At 72.6% G+C, this 23,382-nt stretch carries 21 protein-coding genes; 12 read left to right on the forward strand and 9 right to left on the reverse strand.

Annotated elements, in window-relative coordinates; translation table 11 throughout:
* The first annotated feature begins 92 nt into the window (after positions 1–92).
* Genes ACQ393_RS06145 through ACQ393_RS06155 form a run of 3 tightly spaced genes read left to right on the forward strand, consistent with a single transcriptional unit; the run spans position 93 to position 3,029 of the window.
* Positions 93–800 carry a response regulator gene (locus ACQ393_RS06145; protein ID WP_430645946.1) on the forward strand — a complete coding sequence of 236 codons (708 nt, stop codon included), beginning with the start codon at positions 93–95 and terminating at the stop codon, positions 798–800.
* Positions 787–2,022 (forward strand): sensor histidine kinase, encoded by a 1,236-nt coding sequence (locus ACQ393_RS06150; protein WP_430645947.1) that lies wholly within the window; start codon positions 787–789, stop codon positions 2,020–2,022. Before ACQ393_RS06145 ends, ACQ393_RS06150 begins: the two co-directional genes overlap by 14 nt.
* Positions 2,019–3,029 carry a hypothetical protein gene (locus ACQ393_RS06155; RefSeq protein WP_430645948.1) on the forward strand — a complete coding sequence of 337 codons (1,011 nt, stop codon included), beginning with the start codon at positions 2,019–2,021 and terminating at the stop codon, positions 3,027–3,029. The genes ACQ393_RS06150 and ACQ393_RS06155 overlap by 4 nt, the downstream gene beginning before the upstream one ends.
* Before the next feature lie 348 nt (positions 3,030–3,377).
* Here the strand turns inward: ACQ393_RS06155 and ACQ393_RS06160 are convergent, their stop codons facing one another.
* Complete coding sequence (locus ACQ393_RS06160; RefSeq protein ID WP_430645949.1) at positions 3,378–3,608, reverse strand: acyl-CoA carboxylase epsilon subunit; 231 nt, start codon at positions 3,606–3,608, stop codon at positions 3,378–3,380.
* Positions 3,609–3,616: 8 nt separating this feature from the next.
* Positions 3,617–5,242, reverse strand: a complete 1,626-nt coding sequence (locus ACQ393_RS06165; protein ID WP_430645950.1) for an acyl-CoA carboxylase subunit beta — start codon at positions 5,240–5,242, stop codon at positions 3,617–3,619.
* Between the two features lie 111 nt (positions 5,243–5,353).
* Between ACQ393_RS06165 and ACQ393_RS06170 the strand changes: the two genes are divergently transcribed.
* The 3 genes from ACQ393_RS06170 to ACQ393_RS06180 all read left to right on the forward strand — a co-directional run bounded on the left by ACQ393_RS06170 (position 5,354) and on the right by ACQ393_RS06180 (position 7,712).
* Positions 5,354–6,193: a biotin--[acetyl-CoA-carboxylase] ligase gene (locus ACQ393_RS06170; RefSeq protein ID WP_430645951.1), complete on the forward strand. Its 840-nt coding sequence runs from the start codon at positions 5,354–5,356 to the stop codon at positions 6,191–6,193.
* Between the two features lie 7 nt (positions 6,194–6,200).
* Positions 6,201–6,761, forward strand: a complete 561-nt coding sequence (locus ACQ393_RS06175; RefSeq protein ID WP_430645952.1) for a PH domain-containing protein — start codon at positions 6,201–6,203, stop codon at positions 6,759–6,761.
* Positions 6,762–6,857: 96 nt separating this feature from the next.
* Positions 6,858–7,712, forward strand: a complete 855-nt coding sequence (locus tag ACQ393_RS06180) for a DarT ssDNA thymidine ADP-ribosyltransferase family protein (protein ID WP_430645953.1) — start codon at positions 6,858–6,860, stop codon at positions 7,710–7,712.
* Here the strand turns inward: ACQ393_RS06180 and ACQ393_RS06185 are convergent.
* Positions 7,679–8,269 carry a GtrA family protein gene (locus tag ACQ393_RS06185; RefSeq protein WP_430645954.1) on the reverse strand — a complete coding sequence of 197 codons (591 nt, stop codon included), beginning with the start codon at positions 8,267–8,269 and terminating at the stop codon, positions 7,679–7,681. The two genes, ACQ393_RS06180 and ACQ393_RS06185, sit on opposite strands and share 34 nt — an antisense overlap.
* A gap of 65 nt (positions 8,270–8,334) precedes the next feature.
* On the opposite strand from ACQ393_RS06185, the gene ACQ393_RS06190 reads away from it, so the two are divergent.
* The 3 genes from ACQ393_RS06190 to ACQ393_RS06200 all read left to right on the forward strand — a co-directional run bounded on the left by ACQ393_RS06190 (position 8,335) and on the right by ACQ393_RS06200 (position 11,462).
* On the forward strand, positions 8,335–9,477 hold the full coding sequence (locus tag ACQ393_RS06190) for a 5-(carboxyamino)imidazole ribonucleotide synthase (protein WP_430646298.1): 1,143 nt from the start codon (positions 8,335–8,337) through the stop codon (positions 9,475–9,477).
* Between the two features lie 144 nt (positions 9,478–9,621).
* The gene (gene purE / locus ACQ393_RS06195) at positions 9,622–10,089 is read left to right on the forward strand and encodes a 5-(carboxyamino)imidazole ribonucleotide mutase (RefSeq protein ID WP_430646299.1); all 468 of its coding nucleotides are present in this window, start codon (positions 9,622–9,624) and stop codon (positions 10,087–10,089) included.
* A complete protein-coding gene (locus tag ACQ393_RS06200) occupies positions 10,086–11,462 on the forward strand; it encodes an LCP family protein (RefSeq protein WP_430645955.1) in 1,377 nt (458 codons plus the stop codon). Before purE ends, ACQ393_RS06200 begins: the two co-directional genes overlap by 4 nt.
* A gap of 66 nt (positions 11,463–11,528) precedes the next feature.
* On the opposite strand, the gene ACQ393_RS06205 is transcribed toward ACQ393_RS06200, so the two are convergent.
* Positions 11,529–12,668: a glycosyltransferase gene (locus ACQ393_RS06205; protein WP_430645956.1), complete on the reverse strand. Its 1,140-nt coding sequence runs from the start codon at positions 12,666–12,668 to the stop codon at positions 11,529–11,531.
* Between the two features lie 143 nt (positions 12,669–12,811).
* On the opposite strand from ACQ393_RS06205, the gene ACQ393_RS06210 reads away from it, so the two are divergent.
* The 3 genes from ACQ393_RS06210 to galE are packed head-to-tail and all read left to right on the forward strand — an operon-like array spanning position 12,812 to position 15,587.
* Entirely contained in the window at positions 12,812–13,762 is a 951-nt protein-coding gene (locus ACQ393_RS06210; protein ID WP_430645957.1) for a glycosyltransferase, read from the forward strand.
* The gene (locus ACQ393_RS06215; RefSeq protein WP_430645958.1) at positions 13,759–14,607 is read left to right on the forward strand and encodes a glycosyltransferase; all 849 of its coding nucleotides are present in this window, start codon (positions 13,759–13,761) and stop codon (positions 14,605–14,607) included. The genes ACQ393_RS06210 and ACQ393_RS06215 overlap by 4 nt, the downstream gene beginning before the upstream one ends.
* Entirely contained in the window at positions 14,604–15,587 is a 984-nt protein-coding gene (gene galE / locus ACQ393_RS06220; protein ID WP_430645959.1) for a UDP-glucose 4-epimerase GalE, read from the forward strand. Before ACQ393_RS06215 ends, galE begins: the two co-directional genes overlap by 4 nt.
* Before the next feature lie 85 nt (positions 15,588–15,672).
* Here the strand turns inward: galE and ACQ393_RS06225 are convergent, their stop codons facing one another.
* The 5 genes from ACQ393_RS06225 to glf all read right to left on the reverse strand — a co-directional run bounded on the left by ACQ393_RS06225 (position 15,673) and on the right by glf (position 23,296).
* Complete coding sequence (locus ACQ393_RS06225) at positions 15,673–17,601, reverse strand: glycosyltransferase (RefSeq protein ID WP_430645960.1); 1,929 nt, start codon at positions 17,599–17,601, stop codon at positions 15,673–15,675.
* A 90-nt stretch (positions 17,602–17,691) separates the two neighbouring features.
* Entirely contained in the window at positions 17,692–18,816 is a 1,125-nt protein-coding gene (locus ACQ393_RS06230) for a glycosyltransferase (RefSeq protein ID WP_430645961.1), read from the reverse strand.
* A 1-nt stretch (position 18,817) separates the two neighbouring features.
* Positions 18,818–20,107 carry a nucleotide sugar dehydrogenase gene (locus ACQ393_RS06235; protein WP_430645962.1) on the reverse strand — a complete coding sequence of 430 codons (1,290 nt, stop codon included), beginning with the start codon at positions 20,105–20,107 and terminating at the stop codon, positions 18,818–18,820.
* A gap of 29 nt (positions 20,108–20,136) precedes the next feature.
* Positions 20,137–22,065 carry a DUF6541 family protein gene (locus ACQ393_RS06240; protein WP_430645963.1) on the reverse strand — a complete coding sequence of 643 codons (1,929 nt, stop codon included), beginning with the start codon at positions 22,063–22,065 and terminating at the stop codon, positions 20,137–20,139.
* 43 nt (positions 22,066–22,108) lie between these two features.
* Complete coding sequence (gene glf / locus ACQ393_RS06245) at positions 22,109–23,296, reverse strand: UDP-galactopyranose mutase (protein ID WP_430645964.1); 1,188 nt, start codon at positions 23,294–23,296, stop codon at positions 22,109–22,111.
* Between the last annotated feature and the right edge of the window lie 86 nt (positions 23,297–23,382).

The raw sequence follows: 23,382 nt of genomic DNA on the forward strand, positions 1-23,382 counted from the left end.
GGCCGGGAGCCGACGGCCGGAGGACCGGTGCCCGGGCGGGGCCGGCCGAGGCAACCGCTCGACAGGGAGGACGGCGTGACGGGGGAGTGCGCGTGACGACGAAGACGGGCGAGGTCGGGCCGACGGAAACGACGACGGTGGCGATCGTCGACGACCACGAGGCGGTCCGCATCGGACTGCAGGCCGCGTGCCGCGACGCCGGGTACGAGGTCGTCGCCGACACCGCCGACGTCCCGACGCTGCTCGCGGCGTTCGACGACCCTGCGGTCGACCCGCCGAAGGTCGTGCTGCTCGACCTGTCGCTCGGCGACGGGTCGACGGTCACCGACAACGTCCGAGCCGTCCTCGCGACCGGCAGCCAGGTCCTGGTGCACAGCATCGCCGACCGGGTCGCCGCGGTGCGCGAGGCGCTCGCGGCCGGGGCCGCCGGCGTCATCCCCAAGTCCTCGCCGACGGCGGCGGTGATCGCCGCCATCGCGACCGTCGCCCGTGGCGACGCCCTGAACAACCTGGAGTGGGCGAGCGCGATCGAGGCCGATCGGGACTTCGCGAAGGCCCAGCTCGGCCGGCGCGAGCACGACGTGCTCCACCTCTACGCCTCGGGCCTGCCGCTGAAGCTCGTCGCGCAGCAGCTCGGCATCGCGCACTCGACGGCCCGCGAGTACCTCGACCGCATCCGGGCGAAGTACGTGGAGGTGGGCCGTCCCGCGCCCACCAAGGTGGATCTCCTGCGCCGGGCCGTGGAGGACGGCATCCTCCCCGGGCTCGACGCCGAGGCGGGCGGGGATGCCCGCCGCTGACTGGCGGGCGAGTCGGCTCGTCCCGCGCCGTGCGGCGGTGAGCCGGGCGCAGGTCGAGACCGTCGCGGGGCGCGCGCTCGGGGCGTTCGGCCTGGTCTTCGGCGCGCAGACGGTGCCGACCGCGGTCACGCAGTCGGCGTACCTCGTCGACGGTGCGGGCGTGGCGATGATGGCGCTCGTGTACGGCGCGATCGCGGCGCTCGCCGCGGCCACCTTCACGCGCGTGGCGGTGCGTGCGGCCGCGCTCGCCTTCGCCGCCGTCTACGTCCTCGCGCTCCTCGCGTGGCCGTTCCTCGTGGTCGACGCCGCGGCCATGGCGGGCGGGACCCCGTGGCTCTACTTCCTCTGCAACGTCGCGACGACCGCGGCCGTGATCGCGCTGCCGGTCACGCCGGCCGCCGCGTACACGACCGCCGTCCCCGCGCTCTACGGCGTCGTGCGACTGAGTCCGTCGGGCGGCGGGGCCGACGCGCTGCTCGCCGTCCTCGACACCATGTACGCCGTGATCCTCGGCGTCGTGGTGCTCGTCATCATCACCATGCTGCGGCAGGCGGCGGTCGCGGTGGATGCCGCCCAGGAGGCCGCCCTCGAACGCTACGACGCGGTCGCGCGCCGGCACGCGAACGAGATCGAGCGCGTGAAGATCGACGCGCTCGTGCACGACAGCGTGCTCACGACCCTGCTGTCGGCCGCGGCATCCCGCACGCCGGCCGAGCGCACGCTCGCGGCCCGGATGGCCGCGGACGCGGTGCGCCGCCTCGACGAGGCGGCGGTCGAGGCTCCCGGCGTCGACGACCGCGTCGCGCTGACCGTGCTCACTCGCCGCCTCCGCGCCGGCGTCGCCGGCTTCTCCGCGCCGTTCATCGTCCGCATCGAGGACACGGTCGGCGTCGAGCTCCCGGTCGAGGCGATCGACGCCCTGTCATCGGCGGCGATGCAGGCCATGGTGAACAGCGTCCAGCATGCGGACGGGCCCATCGGCCGGGTCCGCCGCGAACTCGAGGTCCGCGGCGTCGGGGCGGGAGGATGCGTCATCCGCGTCATCGACAACGGGGCGGGCTTCGACCCGGCGACCGTCCCCGCCAGTCGGCTCGGCCTCAGGGTCTCGATCGAGGAGCGCATGGCGAACGAGGGCGGATCGGCTCGGATCGAGTCGGTCCCCGGCGAGGGGACGACCGTGACCCTCGCCTGGCCGTCCGGTGTGGGAGTGGGCGGCGCATGATCTCCGTGCCCCGGTGGCTCCTCATGGCCCTCGCCGCGATGTTCTCGGGCTACCACGTCGTGCTCGGCGTGTCGTCGCTGTCGACGGATGTCGCGGCCTCGCCGTGGCCGATCATCGTCGCCCTCGTGCTCTACGCACTCGCGACCGTCCTCAGCCTGTGGCCCGCACGGCGGGCCCGGATGCCGGACTGGCTGGCGGCGCTCGACCTCGCCGTCGCGATCGTGCTGCCCGTCCTCGTGACGAGCCAGCTCGACCCGAACCGGGACAACGGCTACGCGACCTGGTACGTGGCCGCCGTGGGCACCCTGATGACGATCGCCGCCGCCCGCCGTCAACTGGTCGTCGCCTGGATCGGGGTCGTCGTGCTGGCGATCCAGACGTTCGCGTGGGCCGGCCTTCCCGCCCTCGGCGATCTCGGCGTCATCGGCAGCCTCGTCTGGGTGGCCATCGCGCACATGCTGTCGGCGGCGCTGGCGGGCGCCGCGCGCGCGACTCGCCGGTACGCCCAGGCGGAGCGCGAGGCCGCGGCCTGGCAGGCCGCACAGGATGCGCACCTGTTCGAGGGTCGCATGCGGCTCGCCCAGACCCAGCGCCTCGCGTCGCCCATGCTGCGCCGGATCGCCGACGCGCAGCACGCCCTGAGCGACGCCGAGCGTGCGGAATGCCGCACGCTCGAGGCGGCGATCCGCGACGAGATCCGGGGGCGGATGCTGCTGACGGACGCCGTGCGCGTCGCGGTGCGGAACGCGCGCGATCGCGGCGCCACGGTGACCCTGCTCGACGAGGGCGGCATCGACGACCTGGATGAGGCGGAGCGCGACCGGATCCTGTCGCAGCTCGCCGAGGTCGTCGAGGCCACGCGGGCCGACCGGATCATCGCCCGGACGGCCGCGGAGGGATCGCCCGTGGCGGTCACCGTCGTCGGCCTGAGCGGCGGGAACGGCGAGACGGTCGAGTCGGAGGACGCGGAGGTCGAGCTCTGGCTCGAGATCCCGCGAGCCGGCTGAGCCCGACGCGCGGCCGCGCCGCTCCCGGACATGGAAGCGGGGGGTCGGCCCCTACCGACCCCCCAGCAAGCCCGAGTCACGGCGACAACCCGAATATCGCCCTGACTCGCCCCCAGAGCGCCACCGGTTACCCAGCCGGTGACGGATACGACTCCGATGGAGTGCGTAGGTCCATCGTACGGAACCGGGCCCTCGTGCGAAGTCAGCATTTCGGGGGACATGGGGGACATATCCGGCAGGGATCGGGGTGCGGAGACGGCATCCGACCCCCGGAACGGGGGACACCCGCCGCGGCCGGCAACCACCGGCCCGGGTATGGCGAGGGCGGGCGCCCGGGGCGCGCCGACGTCAGCGGGCGGAGCCCACCCAGCGGCCGCGGCCGACCTCGATGCGCGGCCGGAGCGCGTTGCGCGGGTGCGACCAGTCGTTCCGCGGCGCCGGCTCCTCCTCGGACCGCGCCTCGCGGACGGTCTGGACGAGCACCGCCGTCACGGCGGCGGCCTCCTCGGCCGTCACGTCGCGCGTGAGGAACCGCAGGTCGAGGGCCTCGCCGTCGCCCTCGGGGGGTGCGCTGGTCATCGTGCCTCCTAGAGCGGGATGTTGCCGTGCTTCTTCGGCGGCAGGCTCGCCCGCTTGGTGCGGAGCGCGCGCAGCGCCTTCGTGACGGAGACGCGGGTGGCCGCGGGCTCGATCACGCCGTCGAGCTCGCCGCGCTCGGCGGCCAGGAACGGCGACGCCACGTTGTACGTGTACTCGTTCGCGAGCTTGGTGCGGACGGCCGCGACGTCCTCGCCGGCCTCCTCGGCCCGCTTGATCTCGCCGCGGTAGAGGATGTTCACCGCGCCCTGCCCGCCCATGACCGCGATCTCGGCGGTCGGCCAGGCCAGGTTGATGTCGGCGCCGAGCTGCTTGGAGCCCATCACGATGTACGCGCCACCGTAGGCCTTGCGCGTGATGACCGTGACGAGCGGGACCGTCGCCTCGGCGTAGGCGTAGAGCAGCTTCGCGCCGCGGCGGATGACGCCGGTCCACTCCTGGTCGGTGCCGGGCAGGTAGCCGGGCACGTCGACGAGGGTCAGGATCGGGATCGAGAACGCGTCGCAGAAGCGGACGAAGCGCGACGCCTTCTCGCCCGCGGCGATGTTCAGCGTTCCGGCCATCTGGCTCGGCTGGTTCGCGATGATGCCGACCGAGCGGCCCTCGATGCGCGCGAAGCCCACGACGATGTTCGGGGCGAACAGCGGCTGTACCTCGAGGAAGTCGCCGTGGTCGACGATCCCCTCGATGATCGAGTGCATGTCGTAGGGCTGGTTCGGCGAGTCGGGGATGATCGCGTTGAGCCTGCGGTCGTCGTCCGTGATCTCGAGCTCGACCTCTGCCTCGTAGACCGGCGCCTCCGACATGTTGTTGTCGGGCAGGAACGACACCAGCGTGCGTGCGTAGTCGAGGGCGTCGGACTCGTCGCTCGCGAGGTAGTGCGCGACGCCCGAGATCGTGTTGTGCGTGAGCGCGCCGCCGAGCTCCTCCATCCCCACGTCCTCGCCGGTGACGGTCTTGATCACGTCGGGGCCGGTGACGAACATCTGGCTGGTCTTGTCGACCATGATCACGAAGTCGGTGAGCGCGGGGGAGTAGACGGCGCCGCCGGCGGCGGGGCCGCAGACGATCGAGATCTGCGGGATCACCCCGGAGGCGGCGGTGTTGCGGCGGAAGATCTCGCCGTACTTGCCGAGCGCGACGACGCCCTCCTGGATGCGGGCGCCGCCCGAGTCGAGGATGCCGATGATGGGCACGCCCGTCTTCAGCGCGTGCTCCATGACCTTGATGATCTTCTCGCCCGCGACCTCGCCGAGCGAACCGCCGAAGATCGTGAAGTCCTGCGAGTAGACCGCCACCGGGCGTCCGTGGATGGTGCCGAGACCGGTGACGACGGCGTCGCCGTACGGCCGCTTGGCGTCCATGCCGAAGGCGTGGGTGCGGTGGCGCACGAATTCGTCGAGCTCGACGAACGAGCCGGGGTCGAGGAGCTCGGCGATGCGCTCGCGCGCGGTCATCTTGCCCTTGGCGTGCTGCTTCTCGATGGCCGCCTCGCCCGAGGCGGTCACGGCCTCGTGGTAGCGCTGCTTGAGGTCGGCGAGCTTGCCCGCGGTGGTGGAGAGGTCGGGGCCGTCGGTCGTCGATTCGGTCACGCCGTTCACTCTACCGGCGCCCATCCGGGCCGGTTCGTTGACGGATTCCCACAAAAAGGCGCGGGCGGATGGTGGTGATCGCCACCGCCGCGCCGCAGCCGGACACTACCCTGAACCTCGACGGAAGGAGGGCGGATGGACTGGGAGCGATCGCGCCGGGCGGTGCCGAGGTTCGAGTGGCTCGATTCGACCGGGTCGACGAACGACGTCCTCCGCGAGGCCGTCACCGGGCCGGATGCCGCGGGCTGGCGCCACGGCGGGACCGTCGTGACCGACGACCAGACGCGCGGTCGCGGGCGGCTCGGACGGACCTGGCTCGCGCCGACCGGCAAGACGCTCGCGATCTCCGTCCTCGTCCGCCCCGCCGACCTCGGCGGTCCGCCGCTGCCGCCCGATGCGCTCGGCTGGCTGCCGCTCATCGCCGGCGCCGCGATGACCGAGGCCGTTCGCGGAGCGCTCGCCGCGGCATCCGTCGACCGCGGCGGCGAGGAGGACGGCACCGGCGGCGTCGAGGCGTGGCTGAAGTGGCCGAACGACGTGCTCGTCTCGGGATTCAAGGTGTGCGGCATCCTGTCTGAGCTCGTCGCCGACGGCACGGTGGTGATCGGCGGCGGCCTCAACCTGACGCTCGACGAGCACGACCTGCCCACCCTGACGTCGACCTCGCTCCAGCTCGCCACCGGCGTCCGGCCCGATGCCGACGCGGTGCTCGCGGACTACCTCGAGCGACTGCTCGCGCTCGTCGCCGCCTTCGCCGCTGCGGGCGGCGACCCCGTGGCGAGCGGCGTCGCCGAACGCGTGAGCGCGCTGTGCGGCACGCTCGGACAGGACGTGCGCGTGGAGCTGCCCGGGGGCGCTGAGCTCGTCGGAGTCGCCGAGCGCCTCGACGACGACGGGCGACTGGTGGTCCGGGACGACGAGAACGGCGACGAGCAGGCTGTCGCCGCGGGAGACGTCACGCACCTGAGGTATTAATGGGCCTATGGGGGAGACGGCCGAGATCCCCGGGCCCGAAGGCTCGGAGCACGTCGTGGCGCGACTGCGTCGCCACGGCCGCGTCCTCGTCCTGCCCGCGCTGCTGCTGATCGCGGTCGCCGGCGTCACCGCCTACGCGGTGCCGTGGCTCGACGAGGGCTGGCCGCAGCTCGCGGCGATCGTCGCCGGCGCACTGCTGGTCGTCCTCGGTGCGCTGCTGCCGTACCTCGCGTGGCTGAGCTCGCGGACCACGATCACGACGCGACGCGTCATCGTGCGGCGGGGGCTGTTCGTCCGGGTCCGGCGCGAGCTCTGGCATCGCTCCGGCTACGACGTGCAGGTCACCCGGTCGTGGCTGCAACGCTCGGCCGGCTCCGGCGACGTGCGGCTCGAGACCGGGCACGAGGTGGCGGTCGTGCTCCGCGACGTCCCGAAGCCGCTCTCCGTGCAGGCGGCGCTGCACGAGCTCATGGCGCAGGCGCACGCGCTCGGCGGGCCCGCGGTCGGCCCGGCCGCGCGACCCGCGGCGTTCGCCCCCGCCGACACCGTCTCGTGGGGCGGTCGCTGAACCGCACGTGCACGACGTGCCGAGCCGGAGCGCGTACGCTGGTCCGCGGCCCGCGCACGGTGGCGGGTCGTACGGGACGAAAGGCGACACGGCACTTTGGGCGAGGAATGCATCCACGGATTCGACGAGGGCCTCTGCGCGATCTGCTCGCCGCCGCCTGAGCCCGCGGTCGCACCGAAGCCCGCTCGAGCGACGCGCTCGACGACCGGTCGGAGCACCCCGCGCGAACGCGCGACGCTCCGCGAGCCCGCGCCCGCGGCATCCGCCCGCCCCGCCCGTGGGAGGAGCAGCGCCTCGGCGCCGCCGGTCGACGTCGCCGCCACGCGGATCTACCACGTCACGCACGTCGAGAACCTCGGCCGCATCCTCGGTGCCGGCGCCCTGCTCGCCGACGCGGGCGATCCTCCCGCGACGCCGGCGGTCGACGTCGCGGCGCCCGCCGCGCGCGAATACCGACGCACGGCGACCGTGCCGGGCGCCGACGCGACCGTCGCCGAGTACGTGCCGTTCCTGCTCAGCACCGACGCGCACGTGTGGGACGCGATCCGCACCGGGACGCCCGACCCGCGGCTCGCTCCCGAGGCCGTCGAGCGGGCTGCGGCCGACCACGTGATCCTGGTGTCGTCGGTGGCGGCCGCCGTCGGCGCGCGACGCGAGACGCCCGGCGAGGTCGTCGTGAGTGCGACGGATGCCGCGGTCGGCGGCGCCGCGCTCGCGGCGGACTGGGCGGCGGTCTCCCGCGCGGTCGTGCGACTCACCCTCGCCGACGACGGCGAGGGGCTCCGCACCGGGGAGCTGCTCGTGCGCGGGAGCGTTCCGCTCGAGCGGATCGCGCTCATCGCCGTGTCGAACGACCGGGTCCGCGATCGCGTGCGGGCCGCCCTCCAGGCCGTCGGCGCGAAGACGCGCGTCGCGGTCTACCCGCCCTGGTTCCTCGGCTCGGGCGACTGAGCCGGGGACGACCCGGCCGGACCGGGTTCGAGCGGCGGCTCCTCGAAGAGGGCGCGCTGCGCCTCCTCGACCCGCGCGAGGTTCGAGAGGCCGTCGCTGCGGTGGTGCCCGTAGACCCAGTACCGGTACAGCAGGAACCGGAACGCCGTGCCCAGCCCGAGGCCCACGACGTTCGAGGAGATGTTGTCGGCGAGCAGGCTCGTGAACCCGAGCAGGTGGTGGCTGATCCACAGGCACGCGAGCGAGATCGCCATGCCGCCGAGCGAGACGAGGAGGTACTCGGCGAACTCGCGGATCACGTGCCGGCGGCGGTGGCGCCGGAAGGTCCAGTAACGATTGCCGAGCCAGTTGAAGACGATCGCGACGCTCGTCGAGACGGTCTTCGCGCCGATCGCGGTCTGCGCCCAGGTGTCGGCGCCGAACACCCCGAGCCGCAGCGCGTTGAAGAGCGCGACGTCGATCACGAACCCGATCAGCCCCACCACGCCGAACTTGAGGAGGTACGCGAGGAATCCGTGCCACGCCCGGGCGACGAGGGCGCGGAGGGTCTCGGGCACTCCCCGATCCTACCGAGCGGTCGCCCTAGACTTGGATGTCGCGGCGATCGGCGCCGCGGGAACGGATGGTGCGTCAGGTGCGAGTCGGAGTGATCGGCGCAGGGCAGCTCGCCCGCATGATGATCCCCGCGGCGATCGAGCTCGGCGTCGAGCTCCGGGTGCTCGCGGAGGCCGACGGCATGGCGGCGGGCCTCGCGGCCGACCGGGTCGGCGACTACACCGACCTCGACGCGGTGCTGCCGTTCGCACGCGAGGTCGACGTCGTCACCTTCGACCACGAGCACGTCCCGCAGGACGTGCTGCGCGCGCTCGTCGACGCCGGCATCGCCGTCCATCCCGGACCCGACGCGCTGCGCTTCGCGCAGGACAAGCTGCTCATGCGGGAGCGGCTCTCCGAGCTCGAGCTCCCCGTGCCCGACTGGGCGCGCGTGTCGACGCCCGAGGAGCTCGACGCGTTCATCGCCGAGCACGGGGGCTCGGCCGTCGTGAAGACCCCGCGCGGCGGCTACGACGGCAAGGGCGTCCGCGTCGTGCGCGGCGCGGCCGAGGTCGTCGAGTGGTTCGCCGCGATCGCGGAGGACGGCCGCGACGGCGCGCTCCTCGTCGAGGAGCTCGTCGACTTCCGCCGCGAGCTCGCCCAGCTCGTCGCCCGCCGCCCGTCGGGCGACGTCGTCGCCTGGCCGCTCGTCGAGACCGTCCAGGTCGGCGGCGTCTGCAGCGAGGTCATCGCGCCCGCCCCGCACTCGGCGGGCAGGCTGGCGGATGTCGCGGCCGACGTCGCCGTCGCGATCGCCGAGGGCCTCGGCGTCACGGGCGTGCTGGCCGTCGAGATGTTCGAGACGACCGACGACCGCGTCCTCGTCAACGAGCTCGCCATGCGCCCGCACAACTCGGGCCACTGGAGCATGGACGGCGCCACCACGGGGCAGTTCGAGCAGCACCTGCGCGCGGTGCTCGACCTGCCGCTCGGCGGCACCGGATGCCACGCCGACTGGTCGGTCATGGTGAACCTGCTCGGCGGCCCGGTCGAGGGTTCGCTCACCGACCGCTACGCGGAGGCGCTCGCCGCGCACCCGACAGCGAAGATCCACAACTACGGCAAGGAGCCGCGCCCGGGCCGCAAGGTCGGGCACGTGACCGTCATCGGCGACGACCTCGACGACGCGGTGTACGAGGCGCGCGCGGCCGCTGCGGCCCTGCAGGACTGAGCGGGGCGCCCGGGGCGCGGCGGGCGGCGCGAGCCCGCGCCATCCGTCGCCCCGGAGCGCCGCTGCGGGGAACTCGCAGCCGCTGGCCCTACTATCGTTCGAGTGACCGCAGGCAATCCCACCTCCCCGCTCGTCGGCGTCGTCATGGGCTCCGACTCCGACTGGTCCGTGATGAAGGACGCGTCCGAACTCCTCGACGAGTTCGGCGTCGCGCACGAGGTCGAGGTGGTATCCGCGCACCGCACACCCGAGAAGATGATCGCGTACGGCAAGGAGGCCGCAGGCCGCGGCATCCGCGTCATCATCGCCGGCGCCGGCGGCGCTGCGCACCTGCCCGGCATGCTCGCCTCGGTCACGACGCTCCCGGTCGTCGGCGTTCCCGTCCCGCTGTCGCGCCTCGACGGGCTCGACTCGCTGCTCTCGATCGTGCAGATGCCCGCCGGCGTGCCGGTCGCGACGGTCTCGATCGGGGGCGCGAAGAACGCCGGCCTGATCGCCGTGAAGATCCTCGCCACGTCCGACGACGCGCTCCGCGATGCGCTCGCCGAGTACGCCGCCTCGCTCGCGGCGCTCGTCGAGGAGAAGAACGAACGGCTGAAGTCGAGCCGATGACCCTCGCCGACAGCCCGATCCGCTACCCGGACACCGGTTCGCGCCCGCTCATGACGCGGCGCGGATGGTGGCTCGTCGGGCTGAACGTCCTGATCCCCGGCTCGGCCCAGGTGCTCGCGGGCAACCGCCGGCTCGGCCGGTTCGGGCTCGGGGCGACGCTGGTGCTGTGGGCGCTCGTGGTGGTCGCCTTGGTGCTGCGGTTCGCGGCTCCGGCCGCGCTCTACACGCTCGTCTCGAACAGCGTCCTGCTCTGGGTGATCGCGCTGGGGCTCGTGTTCTACGGCGTGCTCTGGGTGGTGCTCACGCTCGACACCCTGCGCCTCGTGCGACTGGTGAAGACCGAGCCGGCCGCTCGCGCGTGGATCGGCCTGTCGGCCGCAGCGATCATGGTCGCGGTCTCGGGCGGGGCGGCATACGGCGCCTACGTCGCCACCACCGCCAGCGGGTTCCTCTCATCCGTGTTCGTCGCCGGGCCCAGCGAACCGCCGGTCGACGGGCGCTACAACATCCTGCTGCTCGGCGGCGACTCCGGCCCCGACCGCGAGGGCATGCGGCCCGACTCCATGACGGTCGCGTCCATCGACGCGGACACCGGACAGGCCGTGCTCATCGGCCTGCCGCGCGACCTCGAGGACATCCCGTTCCCGTCGGACTCGCCGCTCGCCGCGGTCTACCCCGAGGGATACGGATCGATCGACGGCTGCGAGGTCGACGTCTGCCTCCTCAACTCGATCTACACCGAGGTCGAGCTGAAGAGCCCCGAGATGTACCCCGACGCGGCCGCGCAGGGCAGCCGGCCCGGCATCGAGGGCATGCGGGATGCCGCGGAGGGCGTCACGGGACTCACGATCCAGTACTACGTGCTGATCGACATGCAGGGCTTCGAGGCGCTCATCGACGCGCTCGGCGGCGTCGACATCACGGTCGAGGAACGCCTCCCGATCGGCGGTGACGAGAACCTCCAGAACGTGGACGGCTGGGTCGAGGCGGGCCCCCAGCACATGGACGGCTACACGGCGATGTGGTACGCCCGTGCACGCCACGGCACCAGCGACTACGACCGGATGGAACGCCAGCGCGTGCTCCAGGAGGCGATCCTCACGCAGTTCACGCCCGCGAACGTGCTGACCAAGTTCGAGGCCGTCGCCGAGGCCGGGGCGGACACGGTGAAGACCGACATCCCGCAGTCGATGCTGGGCTACTTCGTCGATCTCGCGAGCAAGACCCGGGAGCTGCCGGTGCAGACCCTGGAGCTCACCCCCGTGAGCGGCATCGACCCGGCGGCACCCGATTGGGACCAGATCCATGCCATGGTGCAGGACGCACTGGTGCCGGTGACCGCCGAACCGACCGAGGAGCCGTCCGAGGGCTGATCGGGGTCGTCCCCCGGCCCGACGCGGCATGCCTCGCCGACGAAGCGCCCCCGGCCCGGCGCGGCCTCAGAGGTCGGCGTGGAGCTGCCACACCCGCTCGGCCGAGTCGCGCCAGCTGAAGGCGTTGGCGCGGTCGCCGCCGGCGATCGAGAGCCGTTCGGCGAGGTCGGGTTGCTCGAGCACCGCCGTGACCGCGGCGGCGAGCCGCTCGACGTAGCCGCCGCCGACCCCGACGGGGACCGACAGGCCGGCCTCCGCCGCGACCTCGACGTAGGCGGGGGTGTCGGAGTGGATGACGGGCGTCCCCAGTGCGAAGGCCTCGATCAGGGCGGTGCCGTCGCCCTCGTCGCGGCTGGGCGCGACGAATGCGGCGGCGCCGGCGAGCACGACCGCGAGCTCGCCGGGAGTGGCGGGCTCCATCGCGCGCACCCGCCCCGGGGCGACGCCCGCCTCCTCGGCCACGGTCGCGAGGTGCTGGTCGCCGTACGACTCGGGGCCGATGACCACGAGCGGGATGTCGGGAACGCCGGATCGGCCGAGCGCCTGGAGGAGGTCGACGAGGCCCTTGCGAGGCTCGAGCGTGCCCTCGGCGACGAGATAGGCCGACGGCAGCCCGAGTTCCTCGGCGACGGCCGACGCCCCGAGTGGGACGCGCAGGCCGCTCCGCGGGGCCGTGCCGATGACCCGGATCCGGTCGCCGAAGTCCGCGATGCGCGCGAGCCGCTCGGCGAGTGCGTGCGTCGGCACGACGATCGCGTCGGCGTGCCTCCGCGCGCGCTTCAGCATCGCCTTCTGCCAGGCGACCGACGTCGTCGTCAGCGACTCGGGGTGGGTCCATGCGAGGAGGTCGTGCACGGTGACGATCACCTGCTCACCGCCGACCGTGCGATCGTGCCGCCGGAGCGGCGCGAACAGGCTCGGGGCGTGGATCATGCCGCCGCCCGGGGAGGTGGTGACCCCGAACTGCCACGCCGCCGCGAGCTCCCTGCGCGCCAGGCTCGACTTGTAGAGGCCGGACAGCCCGGGCAAGGTCGCGAGGACGCGGTCGTAGTCACTCGGCAACGAGCTCGACACGATCCCCTCGACCTCGCATTCGGCGGGGGCGGTCTCGATGAGCGCGCGCGTCAACGCCTCGGCGTACCGGCCGACGGCGCCGGGTACCGGGGCGACGAGCTGGTCGACGATCACCCGGAGCGTGGTGGGCATGCCCCTCCTTCGAGGTCGGTCGGCGTCAACTGTACCGGGGCGGTCCTGGCGGAATGCCGGGCACGGCGCCCGCTGTGGACAGCCGACCGGCCTCGGACAGGGCAAGATGGGTTGGTCCCCCCTTCGAACGGATCCGAGAGTCGATGCCTTCACGTTCCGCCAGCCCGCGCGTCGTCGCCGTGGTCGTCGCCTACAACCGCCGAGACCTGCTCGTCGAGGTGCTCGCGGCGCTCGCCGCGCAGGAGTCGCCGCTCGCGCGCGTCGTGGTGGTCGACAACGCCTCGACCGACGACTCCGCGAGCGTCGCGCGCGAGGCCGGAGACCTCGTCGACCTCGTCCGGCTTGCCCGGAACACGGGCGGCGCCGGCGGGTTCGCGGCGGGCATGGCCGTCGCCCTGGCCGACCATGCGCCCGACTGGCTCTGGCTGATGGACGACGACACGGTTCCCACCGAGTCGGCCCTCGCCGAACTGCTCGCCGCGCTCGACGGCACCGATGCCGTGGTCGCGGGTTCGCGCGTCGAGTGGTTCGACGGCACCGAGCACCCGATGAACACGCCGCGGCCGAAGCCGTTCGCCGGACGCGCCGAGCGCGCGGCCGCCTCGGCCCGCGGTGCGATGCCCATCCGGAGCACGTCGTTCGTCTCGATGCTCGTGCGCGCCGACGTGGTGCGCGAGATCGGGCTGCCCATCGCCGACTACTTCATCTGGAACGACGACTTCGAGTACTCGACGCGGGCGCTCCGCGGCCGTCGGGGGCTGCACGTGCCCGCGTCGGTCGTCGTGCACAAGACCCGCGTGCTCGGGTCGACGGATGCCGACCCCGGGCATCGCTTCTACTACGAGGTGCGCAACAAGCTCTGGATGTTCCGCCGTTCGCAGGGCCTCGCGCCGTGGGAGAAGGTGCTGTACGGCGGCTCGAGCGCCCTGCGCTGGCTCCGCACGGGCCTCCGCTCGACCGACCGGGCGACGCTCGCAGACGGCTGGCGCCGCGGATGGCGGGACGGCACGCGCTTCCGGCCGAGGCCCAACGCCGACGCGCTGGCCGGGCTCGGCCGGGCGAGCGACGCCGTCGCGGCGACGGAGCGCTCGTGAGCGAGCCGTTCAGCCTCCTCATGGCGGTCTATCGCGGGGACCATCCGGTGCACTTCGCCAAGGCGTTCGCGTCGAGCGTCGGAGGCCAGTCGCGACCGCCGGCCCAGGTGGTCCTCGTCCAGGACGGACCGGTCTCACCAGGACTCGAGGGGGCCATCGAGACCGCGATCGCGGATTCCCCCGTTCCCGTGGTGCTGCACCGGATCGAGCAGAACGCGGGCCTCGCCACGGCGCTCGCCACCGGGCTCGCGCTCAGCGACCACGACATCGTGGCGCGCATGGACGCCGACGACATCTCGCTGCCCGAGCGATTCGCCGCGCAGCTGCCGCTCATCGAGGACGGGCTCGACCTCGTCGGCACCGGCATGCTCGAGTTCCTCGACGATGACGGCTCGATCGTCGGTCGCCGGGTGCCGAGGACCGGGCAGGCCGAGATCGAGCGCTATGCGCGCTTCCACGACCCGTTCAGCCATCCGACCGTCGTCTATCGGCGTTCGGCCGTCGAACGGGCCGGGGGCTACCAGCCACTCGGGCTGATGGAGGACTACTGGCTGTTCGCCCGGATGATCCACGCCGGCGCGCGCGTCGGCAACATCGCCGAGCCGCTGGTGATGTACCGCGTCGGTGCCGGCGCGTACGCCAGGCGCGGCGGGCGCGCCCAGTGGCGGAGCGAACTCGCGCTGCAGCGCGCCCTCCGACGGATCGGGTTCACCACGCGACGTGAGCACCTGCGGAACGTCCTGGTCCGGGGCGGGTATCGGTTCGTCCCCGAGCCGGTGCGGAAGCTCGCCTACCGCCGGTTCATCGCGCGGGGGCCGGCATCGCGACCTTCGGAGGAACTGTGAGCGTACTGGTCACCGGCGGGGCCGGATACATCGGAGCGCACGTCGTGCGCCTGCTCGTCGGATCGGGACGCGAGGTGGTCGTGGTCGACGATCTCTCCACCGGTGCGGCGGATCGCGTCGGGGACGTCCCGCTGCTCCGGATCGACCTGGCGTCCGACGAGGCGATCGGCGACCTCGCCCGCGCCATCCGGACCCACGACGTCGACGCCGTCGTGCACATCGCGGCCAAGAAGCAGGTCGGCGAGTCGATGCAGCGACCCGCGTGGTACTACCGGCAGAACGTGGGCGGCATGGCGAACCTCCTCGAGGCGGTCCAGGAGACCGGCGTCGAGCGTCTCGTCTTCTCGTCGTCGGCCGCCGTCTACGGCGTGCCCGACGCGACCGTGGTCGACGAGTCCGTCGAGCCGGCGCCGATCAACCCGTACGGCGCGACGAAGCTCGTCGGCGAGTGGATGCTGGCCGACGCGGGCCGCGCCACCGGGCTCCGGCACACGAGCCTGCGGTACTTCAACGTCGCCGGCGCGGGGTGGCCCGAACTCGGCGACCCCGAGGCGCTGAACCTCGTCACCATCGTGTTCGACCGCATGGCCCGCGGGCTGCGCCCGCTCGTCTACGGCGACACCCACGCCACGGCCGACGGGACCGGGGTGCGCGACTACGTCCACGTCCTCGACCTCGCGGACGCGCATCTCGCCGCGCTCGACCAGCTGGACGCTCCCGGTCGACGCCACGCGGTGTACAACGTCGGTACCGGGATCGGGGCGAGCGTGCTCGACGTGATCCGGCGCATCTCCGAGGTCTCGGGCGTCCCGCTCGAGCCCGAGGTGATCGCCGCCCGGGCGGGCGATCCCGCGGAACTGGTCGCGGACGCGTCGCGTATCGCCGACGACCTCGGCTGGCGCGCCCGGCACGGGCTCGACGAGATCATCGCGTCGGCGTGGGCGGCGGATCGCGCGCGTCGTTCCCGGCCGCACGACTGACCCGGCCGCACGGCCCACCCGGCCGCACGGCTGCCGCCGCAGCGCGTCGAGGTGCGTCACCCGCGTCGACGCACCTCGGGTCCGATCAGTCGGCGGTGCCGAACGTCCGGCGCCAGGCCTCGGGCGAGGTGATCTCGGGCACGCTCGCCCGGTACTCCGACTGGAGCCGGTCCCACTCCTGCTCCAGCCGCCGATGCAGGTTCAGGCTCTCCCGCCACAGCCGGCGGAAGGTCCGCCGGTCACGGTGATACCAGTTCGCGCCCGCGCCGTCGGCCGTCGAGATCAGCGCGCTGTCGAAGCCCGGGACGCGATACCAGGTCGCATCGTGCTTCGCGAGCTCCACCTGCGGGCGGGCGACGTTCCGGTCCGCCGGGTCGCGAAGCGCGTGACGCAGCGCGGACTTCGCGGTCCAGGCGATCAGCCTGGGGCCGGTCGGTGCCGCGCCGGTCTGGTCGATCGGGTAGATGCGCTTGCCCTCGGTGGTCGACGGGAGGTCCTCGTCGAACGGGTGCACCGCCGTCTCGGGGAAGTCGGCGGCCGCGGCGCGCACCTCGGCGAGCTTCGTCGGCATGGCCGGGTGCAGGGCGCCGGGCCCGTCGAGGACGTCGGCGAGCGCACGGTGGCGCAGCGTCACGGCGTAGTACTGCATCGAGAGCAGGTGCTTGAGGTCGATGCGGCGACTCGATCGCAGCAGGCGTCCTCCCTTGGGCACGGTCGAGTGGATGAGCGCGGCCACCATGCGGTTGCGGGCGTGGAAGTACGCCTGCCAGTCGATGCTGTCGTCCTTGTCGATCCACGAGATGTGCCAGAGCGCCGCTCCGGGCAGCGAGACGGTCGGGATGCCCGCCGCCTTCGCGCGCAGGCCGTATTCGGCGTCGTCCCACTTGATGAACACCGGCAGGGACAGGCCGATGCGGCGGACGACCTCGAGCGGGATGAGGCACATCCACCACCCGTTGTAGTCGGCATCCATGCGCGCGTGCATCCAGGGCGACTGGCGGAGGTTGGCCTGCGCGAAGTCGTGACGCTCCTGCTCGGGCGTCGAGGGGCCCCAGAAGAACGCCGACTGGTCCACCTTCTCGGCGAACCCGTGGAGCACCGTCCGCGAGTTCAGGTCGAACATGTGGCCGCCGACGATGGTCGGGCGGCTCGTCGCGCGGGCGAAGCGCAGCGCCCGGAGGATGCTCTCGGACTCGACCGACACGTCGTCGTCGAGGAGCATGACGTAGCCGGCGCCCTCGACCTCGAGGCTCTCGGCCATCGCGCGGCTGAAGCCGCCCGAGCCGCCGAGGTTCGGCTGGCGCAGGACCGTGAGCTTGTCGCCCAGGCGCGCCGCGACCTCGTCGAAGCCCGGCTGGTCCTGGACGAGTCGCGTGCCCTGATCGGTGAGGAAGATCATCGACAGTTCGGCGAGCAGTTCGGGATCGGCCGCGAGGGTCTCGAGGGTCCGGACGCAGTAGTCGGGCTTGTTGAAGGTGGTGATGCCCAGCGTGAGGCCGCCCGGGGTGCCGCTGTCCGGGAGATCGGCCGACCACGAGCCGCGTTCGAGCACGGCCCCGTCGTCGCCTGCGACGATGTCGAACCAGTACCAGCCCCCGTCGGCGAACCGCTCGAGCGGGAGCTCGAAGTCGAGCACGGTGCTGTCGGTGCCCTCCGACCGCTTCCAGGCCACGCGCTGCGCGATGCCGCGCGGGTTCGACCGGTAGACGAGCACCGTCGCCTCGCCGCGCACCTCGAGCCGGAGCCGGACGGTCTTCAGCACGGTGCTGTGCTGCCAGTAGGACGCCGGGAAGGCGTTGAAGTAGCTCGCGAAGGACACGCGCGCGCCGGCCCGGATGCGGATCGAGTGCCGGCTCTGCACGTCGTCGATGTGGCCGTGCGAGGTGACCTGCACGGGCTCGCCGTCGAGCGTGGTCCAGGTCTCCGGGTCGGCGTAGAGCGCCAGGACGTCGGGGTCGCGGTCCGCGGGGAAGACGACGTTCTGGATCGTGGTCGACGTGGTCGGGTTGGACACGGAGCTCCTTCAATCGGTTCGAGGCCGTGGGCAAGGATACCCGGCCGTTCCGAACGGCCCGTTCGCGCCGGTCGGGCGGACCCCGTCCGTTCAGGCGACGAGGGCGCGGTAGTGCTCGTCGAGCTCGCGGACGCTGACGTCGAGGCTGCGCTCCTCGACGGCGAAACGGCGCGCGGCACGCGACATCCGCTCGTGATCGGCGGGGGAGAGGCGCAGGAGCTGCGCCATCGCGGACGCGAGCGCGGATCGGTCGCCCTCGGGCACCAGCAGCCCGGTCTCGTCGGGGCGCATCATCTCGGGCGTGCCCCCGGACCGGTAGGCGATGACCGGCACGCCGCACGCCTGGGCCTCGACGAGGACGAGGCCGGCGGCCTCCTGCCCGCCGTCGAGCGTCCGCGTGGGCAGCACGAGCATCGACGCCGACTGGAGCTCGGCGCGCAGGGCGGCCCGATCGAGTCGTCCGAGCAGACGGACGTGCCGGTCCGCCGCGGTCTCGCCGACGAGCCGGTCGCCGAGCGGCCCCGAGCCGATGATCCGGAGGTCGTGCGGCGCGCGATCGGCGACGCGACGGGAGGCCTCGACGAGGTCGAGGACGCCCTTCCGCTCGACGAGCGCTCCGGCGAAGACGACGCGCGGCGGACCGTCGGTCTCCGCTGCGGCCTCCCCGGGGCGGAACACGTCGGTGTCGACGCCCTGGTAGTGCACCTCGATCCGATCGGCCGGGAGGCCGGCGAGCACGGCCCGATCGGCGAGGTGGCGGCTGACCGCCAGGATGCGTGCGCTCGCCGCGCCGGCCGCGGCGACGTTGCGGTGATGCCAGCGTTGCATCGCCGTCGCCGCGGGGCGGATCGCGGTCTCGACGTCGGCGCCGTGGACCGTGGTGAGGAGCGGAACCCGGGCCCGTCGAGCCGCGCCGACGGCCGGCGTCGACCACGTCGCGAAGTGCTGGTGGACCAGATCGGGATGCCACGCCGAGATCTGCCGCGACCAGCGCGGCAGCGCGGTCGGGAGCAGCAGCTCCCGGCGACGGAACCCCAGCGACGGCGCCGGGACCGCCTCGACGACCTCGACGGCCGCGGCGACGGCGGGGTCGCCGAGTTCGGCGACCCCGGTGAAGAACCGGAAGTGGTGCGCGCTCGACAGGCGCATCGCATGCTGGACCGCGAAGTAGGTCGGCGGCACCCGCAACGTGCTCTTGGTCAGCGCGACGCGCACGTCACGACTTCCCGATGACCCGGTAGCCCACCCCCGGCCAGCGCTCCGCCGAGCTCACCCGGCGCCCGTCCACGAACGACCGGATGCCCGGGAGGTCCGCCGGCCCGAGGTCGCGGTACTCGGCGTGGTCGGCCTGCACGACCGCCGCGTCGACGGCCTCGCCCGGGTGGTACGCGGCGAAGCCCAGCGCGGCGAGCTCGTCGTCGGAGTAGAGCGGGTCGTGCACCGAGACCTCGGCACCGCGCGCGGTGAGCGACCGGACCGTGTCGAAGACGCCGGAGAAGGCCGTCTCCTTCACGCCGCCGCGGTAGGCCGCGCCGAGCACGACGACGCGCTGGCCGGCGAGGTCGCCGTGCACTCCCTCGAGCAGGGCGACCGCGTACTCCGGCATCGCCGCATTCGCCTCGCGCGCCACCCGGACCACCGTCGCGGCCGGGTCGTTCCACAGGTACAGGCGCGGGTAGACGGGGATGCAGTGACCGCCGACGGCGATGCCCGGCTGGTGGATGTGGCTGTACGGCTGCGAGTTGGACGCCTCGATCACCTGGTACACGTCGATGCCGTGCTCGCCCGCGAAGCGGGCGAACTGGTTCGCGAGGCCGATGTTCACGTCGCGGTAGGTCGTCTCGGCGAGCTTGGCGAGCTCGGATGCCTCGGCCGAACCGAGGTCCCAGACGCCGTTCGCGCGGGCGAGGTCGGGGCGCTCGTCGAAGTCGAGCACGGCCTCGTAGAACTCGACGGCGCGCCGCGCGCCCGCCTCGGTCAGGCCGCCGACGAGCTTCGGGTACTTGCGCAGGTCCTCGAAGACCCGTCCCGTGAGCACGCGCTCGGGCGAGAAGACGAGGTGGAAGTCCTCGCCCTCGACGAGGCCGGACGCCTCCTCGAGCATCGGCTTCCAGCGCGTCCGGGTGGTGCCGACGGGGAGGGTGGTCTCGTAGGCGACCAGCGTGCCGGCCGTGAGGTGCTCGCCGAGCGATCGGGTCGCGGCATCCATCCACCCGAAGTCGGGCCGGGCCTCCTCGTCGACGAAGAGCGGGACCACGAGGACCACCGCATCGGCACCGGGGACGGCGTCGGCGTAGTCGGTGGTGGCCCGCAGCCGGCCGGCCGGGACGAGTTCGGTGAGCTTCTCCTGCAGGTGCGCCTCGCCGGGGAACGGTTCCACGGCCGAGTTCACGAGCTCGACAGTGCGGGGGTTCACGTCGACCCCCACGACCTCGTGCCCCTTCGAGGCGAACTGGACGGCGAGCGGCAGGCCGATCTTGCCGAGGGCGATGACGGCGATCTTCACGCGTGGGCTCCTTGGGTGATGGGGTCGGGTCAGTTGCAGGCGGAGATCTCGTAGAGCCTGGCCTCGCCCTGCTCAGCGATGAGGGTGACGGCCTCGGAACGGGCCAGATCGTTCAGACCAGCGTAACGATCGGCGTCTCCGCGTCCGCTGATCACGTAGCGGTCTCCGAAGTCGAGGACGTAGTCGATGCCGAGGTCGTCGAGTTCGTCGCACACCGCAGTCGCATCCTGTGCCAGCGACGCGGCGACGTCCCAGCGTTCGTCTCCGTACACGCCTTGGAGGTGGGGGAGCAAGGCGGTGCGCCCCGTGTAGGCGTAGACGAGCGCGGCGCCGCTCCACGGATTGCCGGCCACCATCCCGTCGGGCGGCACGATCTCCTCCACCTCCTCGAAGATGGCGACCTCGTCGGGGGAGACGATGGCCGAATCGTCGTCGAACGCGAATGCCTCGTCGCGCAGGAACGGCACCTGCGTCGACAGGGTGCGCCACTGGCTGCCCGCGACCAGTACCGCGAAGACCAGCGCGAGCGCTGCGAGTGCGGCGAAGCGGTGACGAGCGAGGCTCGTGCGCGCGAGCCATCCGCGAACCGCGTCGTGCGCGACCGACGCGCCGAGCGCGGCGAGGGGGATCCCCAGGACCCCGAGGAGCGCGGCGACGCGGTTCGCATCGTTGTACCAGACCCCGACGATCGACGTCCGCAGGGCCTCGTTCCACACGGCGGCGACCACGAGGTACAGCAGGATCGCGACCAGTTGCCCGCCGATGACCCAGAACCGGCGGCGGCGCACCTCCGCCCACGCGCCGAGCAGGAAGAGCCCGGCGAGGACCCAGGGCATCGGGCGTCCGAGCGGTGCCAGCAGGAGGGCTTCTCCGAACGCCTGCGGAATCGACTCGAACGGCTGCCAGTGCGTCGCGTTCGGCCGGACGATCGTCCAGAGGACCGCCATCGCGATCACGTAGCCGGCGGCGAGCGCGATCGGGACGACGCGGTCCCGCCGCCGAGTCGCTCGCCGGACGGCTGACCACGCGGCCGCCGCGATGATCGGTGCCCCCAGGGCCGCCAGGGAGAACACCGTGTTGGGATGGGCCAGCGCAGCACCGCCCACGCCGAGCGCGAACAGCAGCCATCCGAGGACCGCAGGCGTCGCCCAGGACGGCTCCGCGACGCGGAGCAGGACGGCGAGCTGCGCCAGGAGCACCGGCAGGACCACGATGCCCAGCAGATTGGGGTACAGCACGCCCCACGAGAGCAGACCGAACGGGAACATGGCGAACCCCGCCGAGAGGGCGCCGCCGTATGCGACGATGGCGCCCGAAGCCGGCCGGAGGACGTGCGCCAGGTGCATGACGGCGATCGGCCAGGCCCCCACGATGACGGCGATCGTGAGGGCGTTCGTCGCGACCACGACGTCGACCCCGGCGAGCGCGGCCACCAGCGCTGCGCTGCCGTGCCAGACCGTCGGATAGAACCCCGACGATCGTTCGGGCGTGGACAGCGTCATCTCGAGCGGCGACGCCGTGCCGTTCTCGAGGACGAACCGGGTCGCGTTCAGGTGGAACACCGCGTCGTAGAGCTGGTTCGGATGATCCGGAGCGCCGATGGCGGCCGTCAGCGCGACGAGCAGGATGCCGCCGCCGACGGCGCCACCCAGGAGGGCGGGACCGAGCGTCCGGGCCACCCGGGCACTGCTCGGTTCGGTCCGGCCGTACGCCCGGCGAAGCAGGAGGGCGGCCACCGTGAGCGCGACGGCCACCGCCACGACCGGGAGGAGGGACCAGGCCGCGTTCACGAGACCCGCTGCGATACTGGCCACGGCGAGGACCCCGAGCGACGCCGGCGCACTCATCGCCACGAGGGAGAGCCCCCGCGCTCCCGCCGCCCACGCGATCGGCAGGCCGGGGCCGAAGAGGAGGAACACGGCGACGACGATCGCCGGAACGGCCTCGAACCAGGTCATCGTCCCTCCGGCGTCCGATCACCGGCGGGCATCACGGGCGGATTCACTCGTCGACGCCGCCGCTCTGCAGGGCGGAACCGTCGCGGAGCGCCGGGGCGAGCTTGTTGTCCACCATGCTCAGAGCCGCACCGATCGCCATGTGCATGTCGAGGTACTTGTAGGTGCCGAGCCGGCCGCCGAACAGCACATCGCGCTCGCCTCGCGCGAGGTCGCGGTACGCGAGCAGTCGCTCGCGGTCGGTCGCGGTGTTCACCGGGTAGTAGGGCTCGTCGCCCGATTCGGCGAACCGGGAGAACTCGCGCATGATCACGGTCTTGTCGGTCGGGTAATCGCGCTCCGGGTGGAAGTGACGGAACTCGTGGATGCGCGTGAAGGGGACGTCCTCGTCGGGGTAGTTCATGACCGAGGTGCCCTGGAAGTCGCCGATCGGCAGGACCTCCTGCTCGAAGTCGAGCGTTCGCCATCCGAGCTCGCCCTCGGCGAAGTCGAAGTAGCGGTCGACGGGACCGGTGTAGACCACGGGGAGCTGCCCGAGCACCTTGCTCCGCGAGAACCCGTGCGAGTCGTCGAAGAAGTCGGTGCCGAGGGTCACCTCGATGCGCGGGTGGTCGGCCATCCGCTCGAGCCACGCGGTGTACCCGTCGACGGGGAGGCCCTCGTGCGTGTCGTTGAAGTAGCGGTTGTCGTACGTGTAGCGCACCGGCAGCCGGGAGATCACGGCGGCGGGCAGGTCCTTCGGATCGGTCTGCCACTGCTTCGCGGTGTAGTGCTTGATGAACGCCTCGTAGAGGGGCCGGCCGATCAGCTGGATCCCCTTGTCGTTGAGGTTCTGCGGGTCGGTCCCGGCGAGCTCGCCCGCCTGCTCCCGGATGAGGGCCTTCGCCTCCTCCGGACCGTGGGCCGCTCGGAAGAACTGGTTGATGGTGCCGAGGTTGATCGGCATCGGGAAGACCTCGCCCGCGTGCCGCGTGTAGACCCGGTGCACGTAGTCGGTGAACGCCGTGAACCGGTTCGCGTACTCCCAGACCCGTTCGTTCGAGGTGTGGAAGAGGTGGGCGCCGTAGCGGTGCACCTCGATGCCCGTCGTCGGCTCGTCCTCGCTGTACGCGTTCCCGCCGATGTGGGCTCGCCGATCGATCACCTGCACTCGGAGGCCGAGCTCCTCGGCGAGTCGTTCGGCGACCGTGAGCCCGAAGAATCCGGAGCCCACGACAAGAAGATCGGCGTTCACGTACGTCTCCTGAGGTGGTGGGGGGCGGCAGGCGCGCGGAAACGGCCGCGCGCGCGACACCTCAGGATAGCCGAGCCCGGGAACGG

Origin of the sequence: Agromyces sp. GXS1127 (genome assembly GCF_050565425.1) — a bacterium.
Classification (GTDB): domain Bacteria; phylum Actinomycetota; class Actinomycetes; order Actinomycetales; family Microbacteriaceae; genus Agromyces.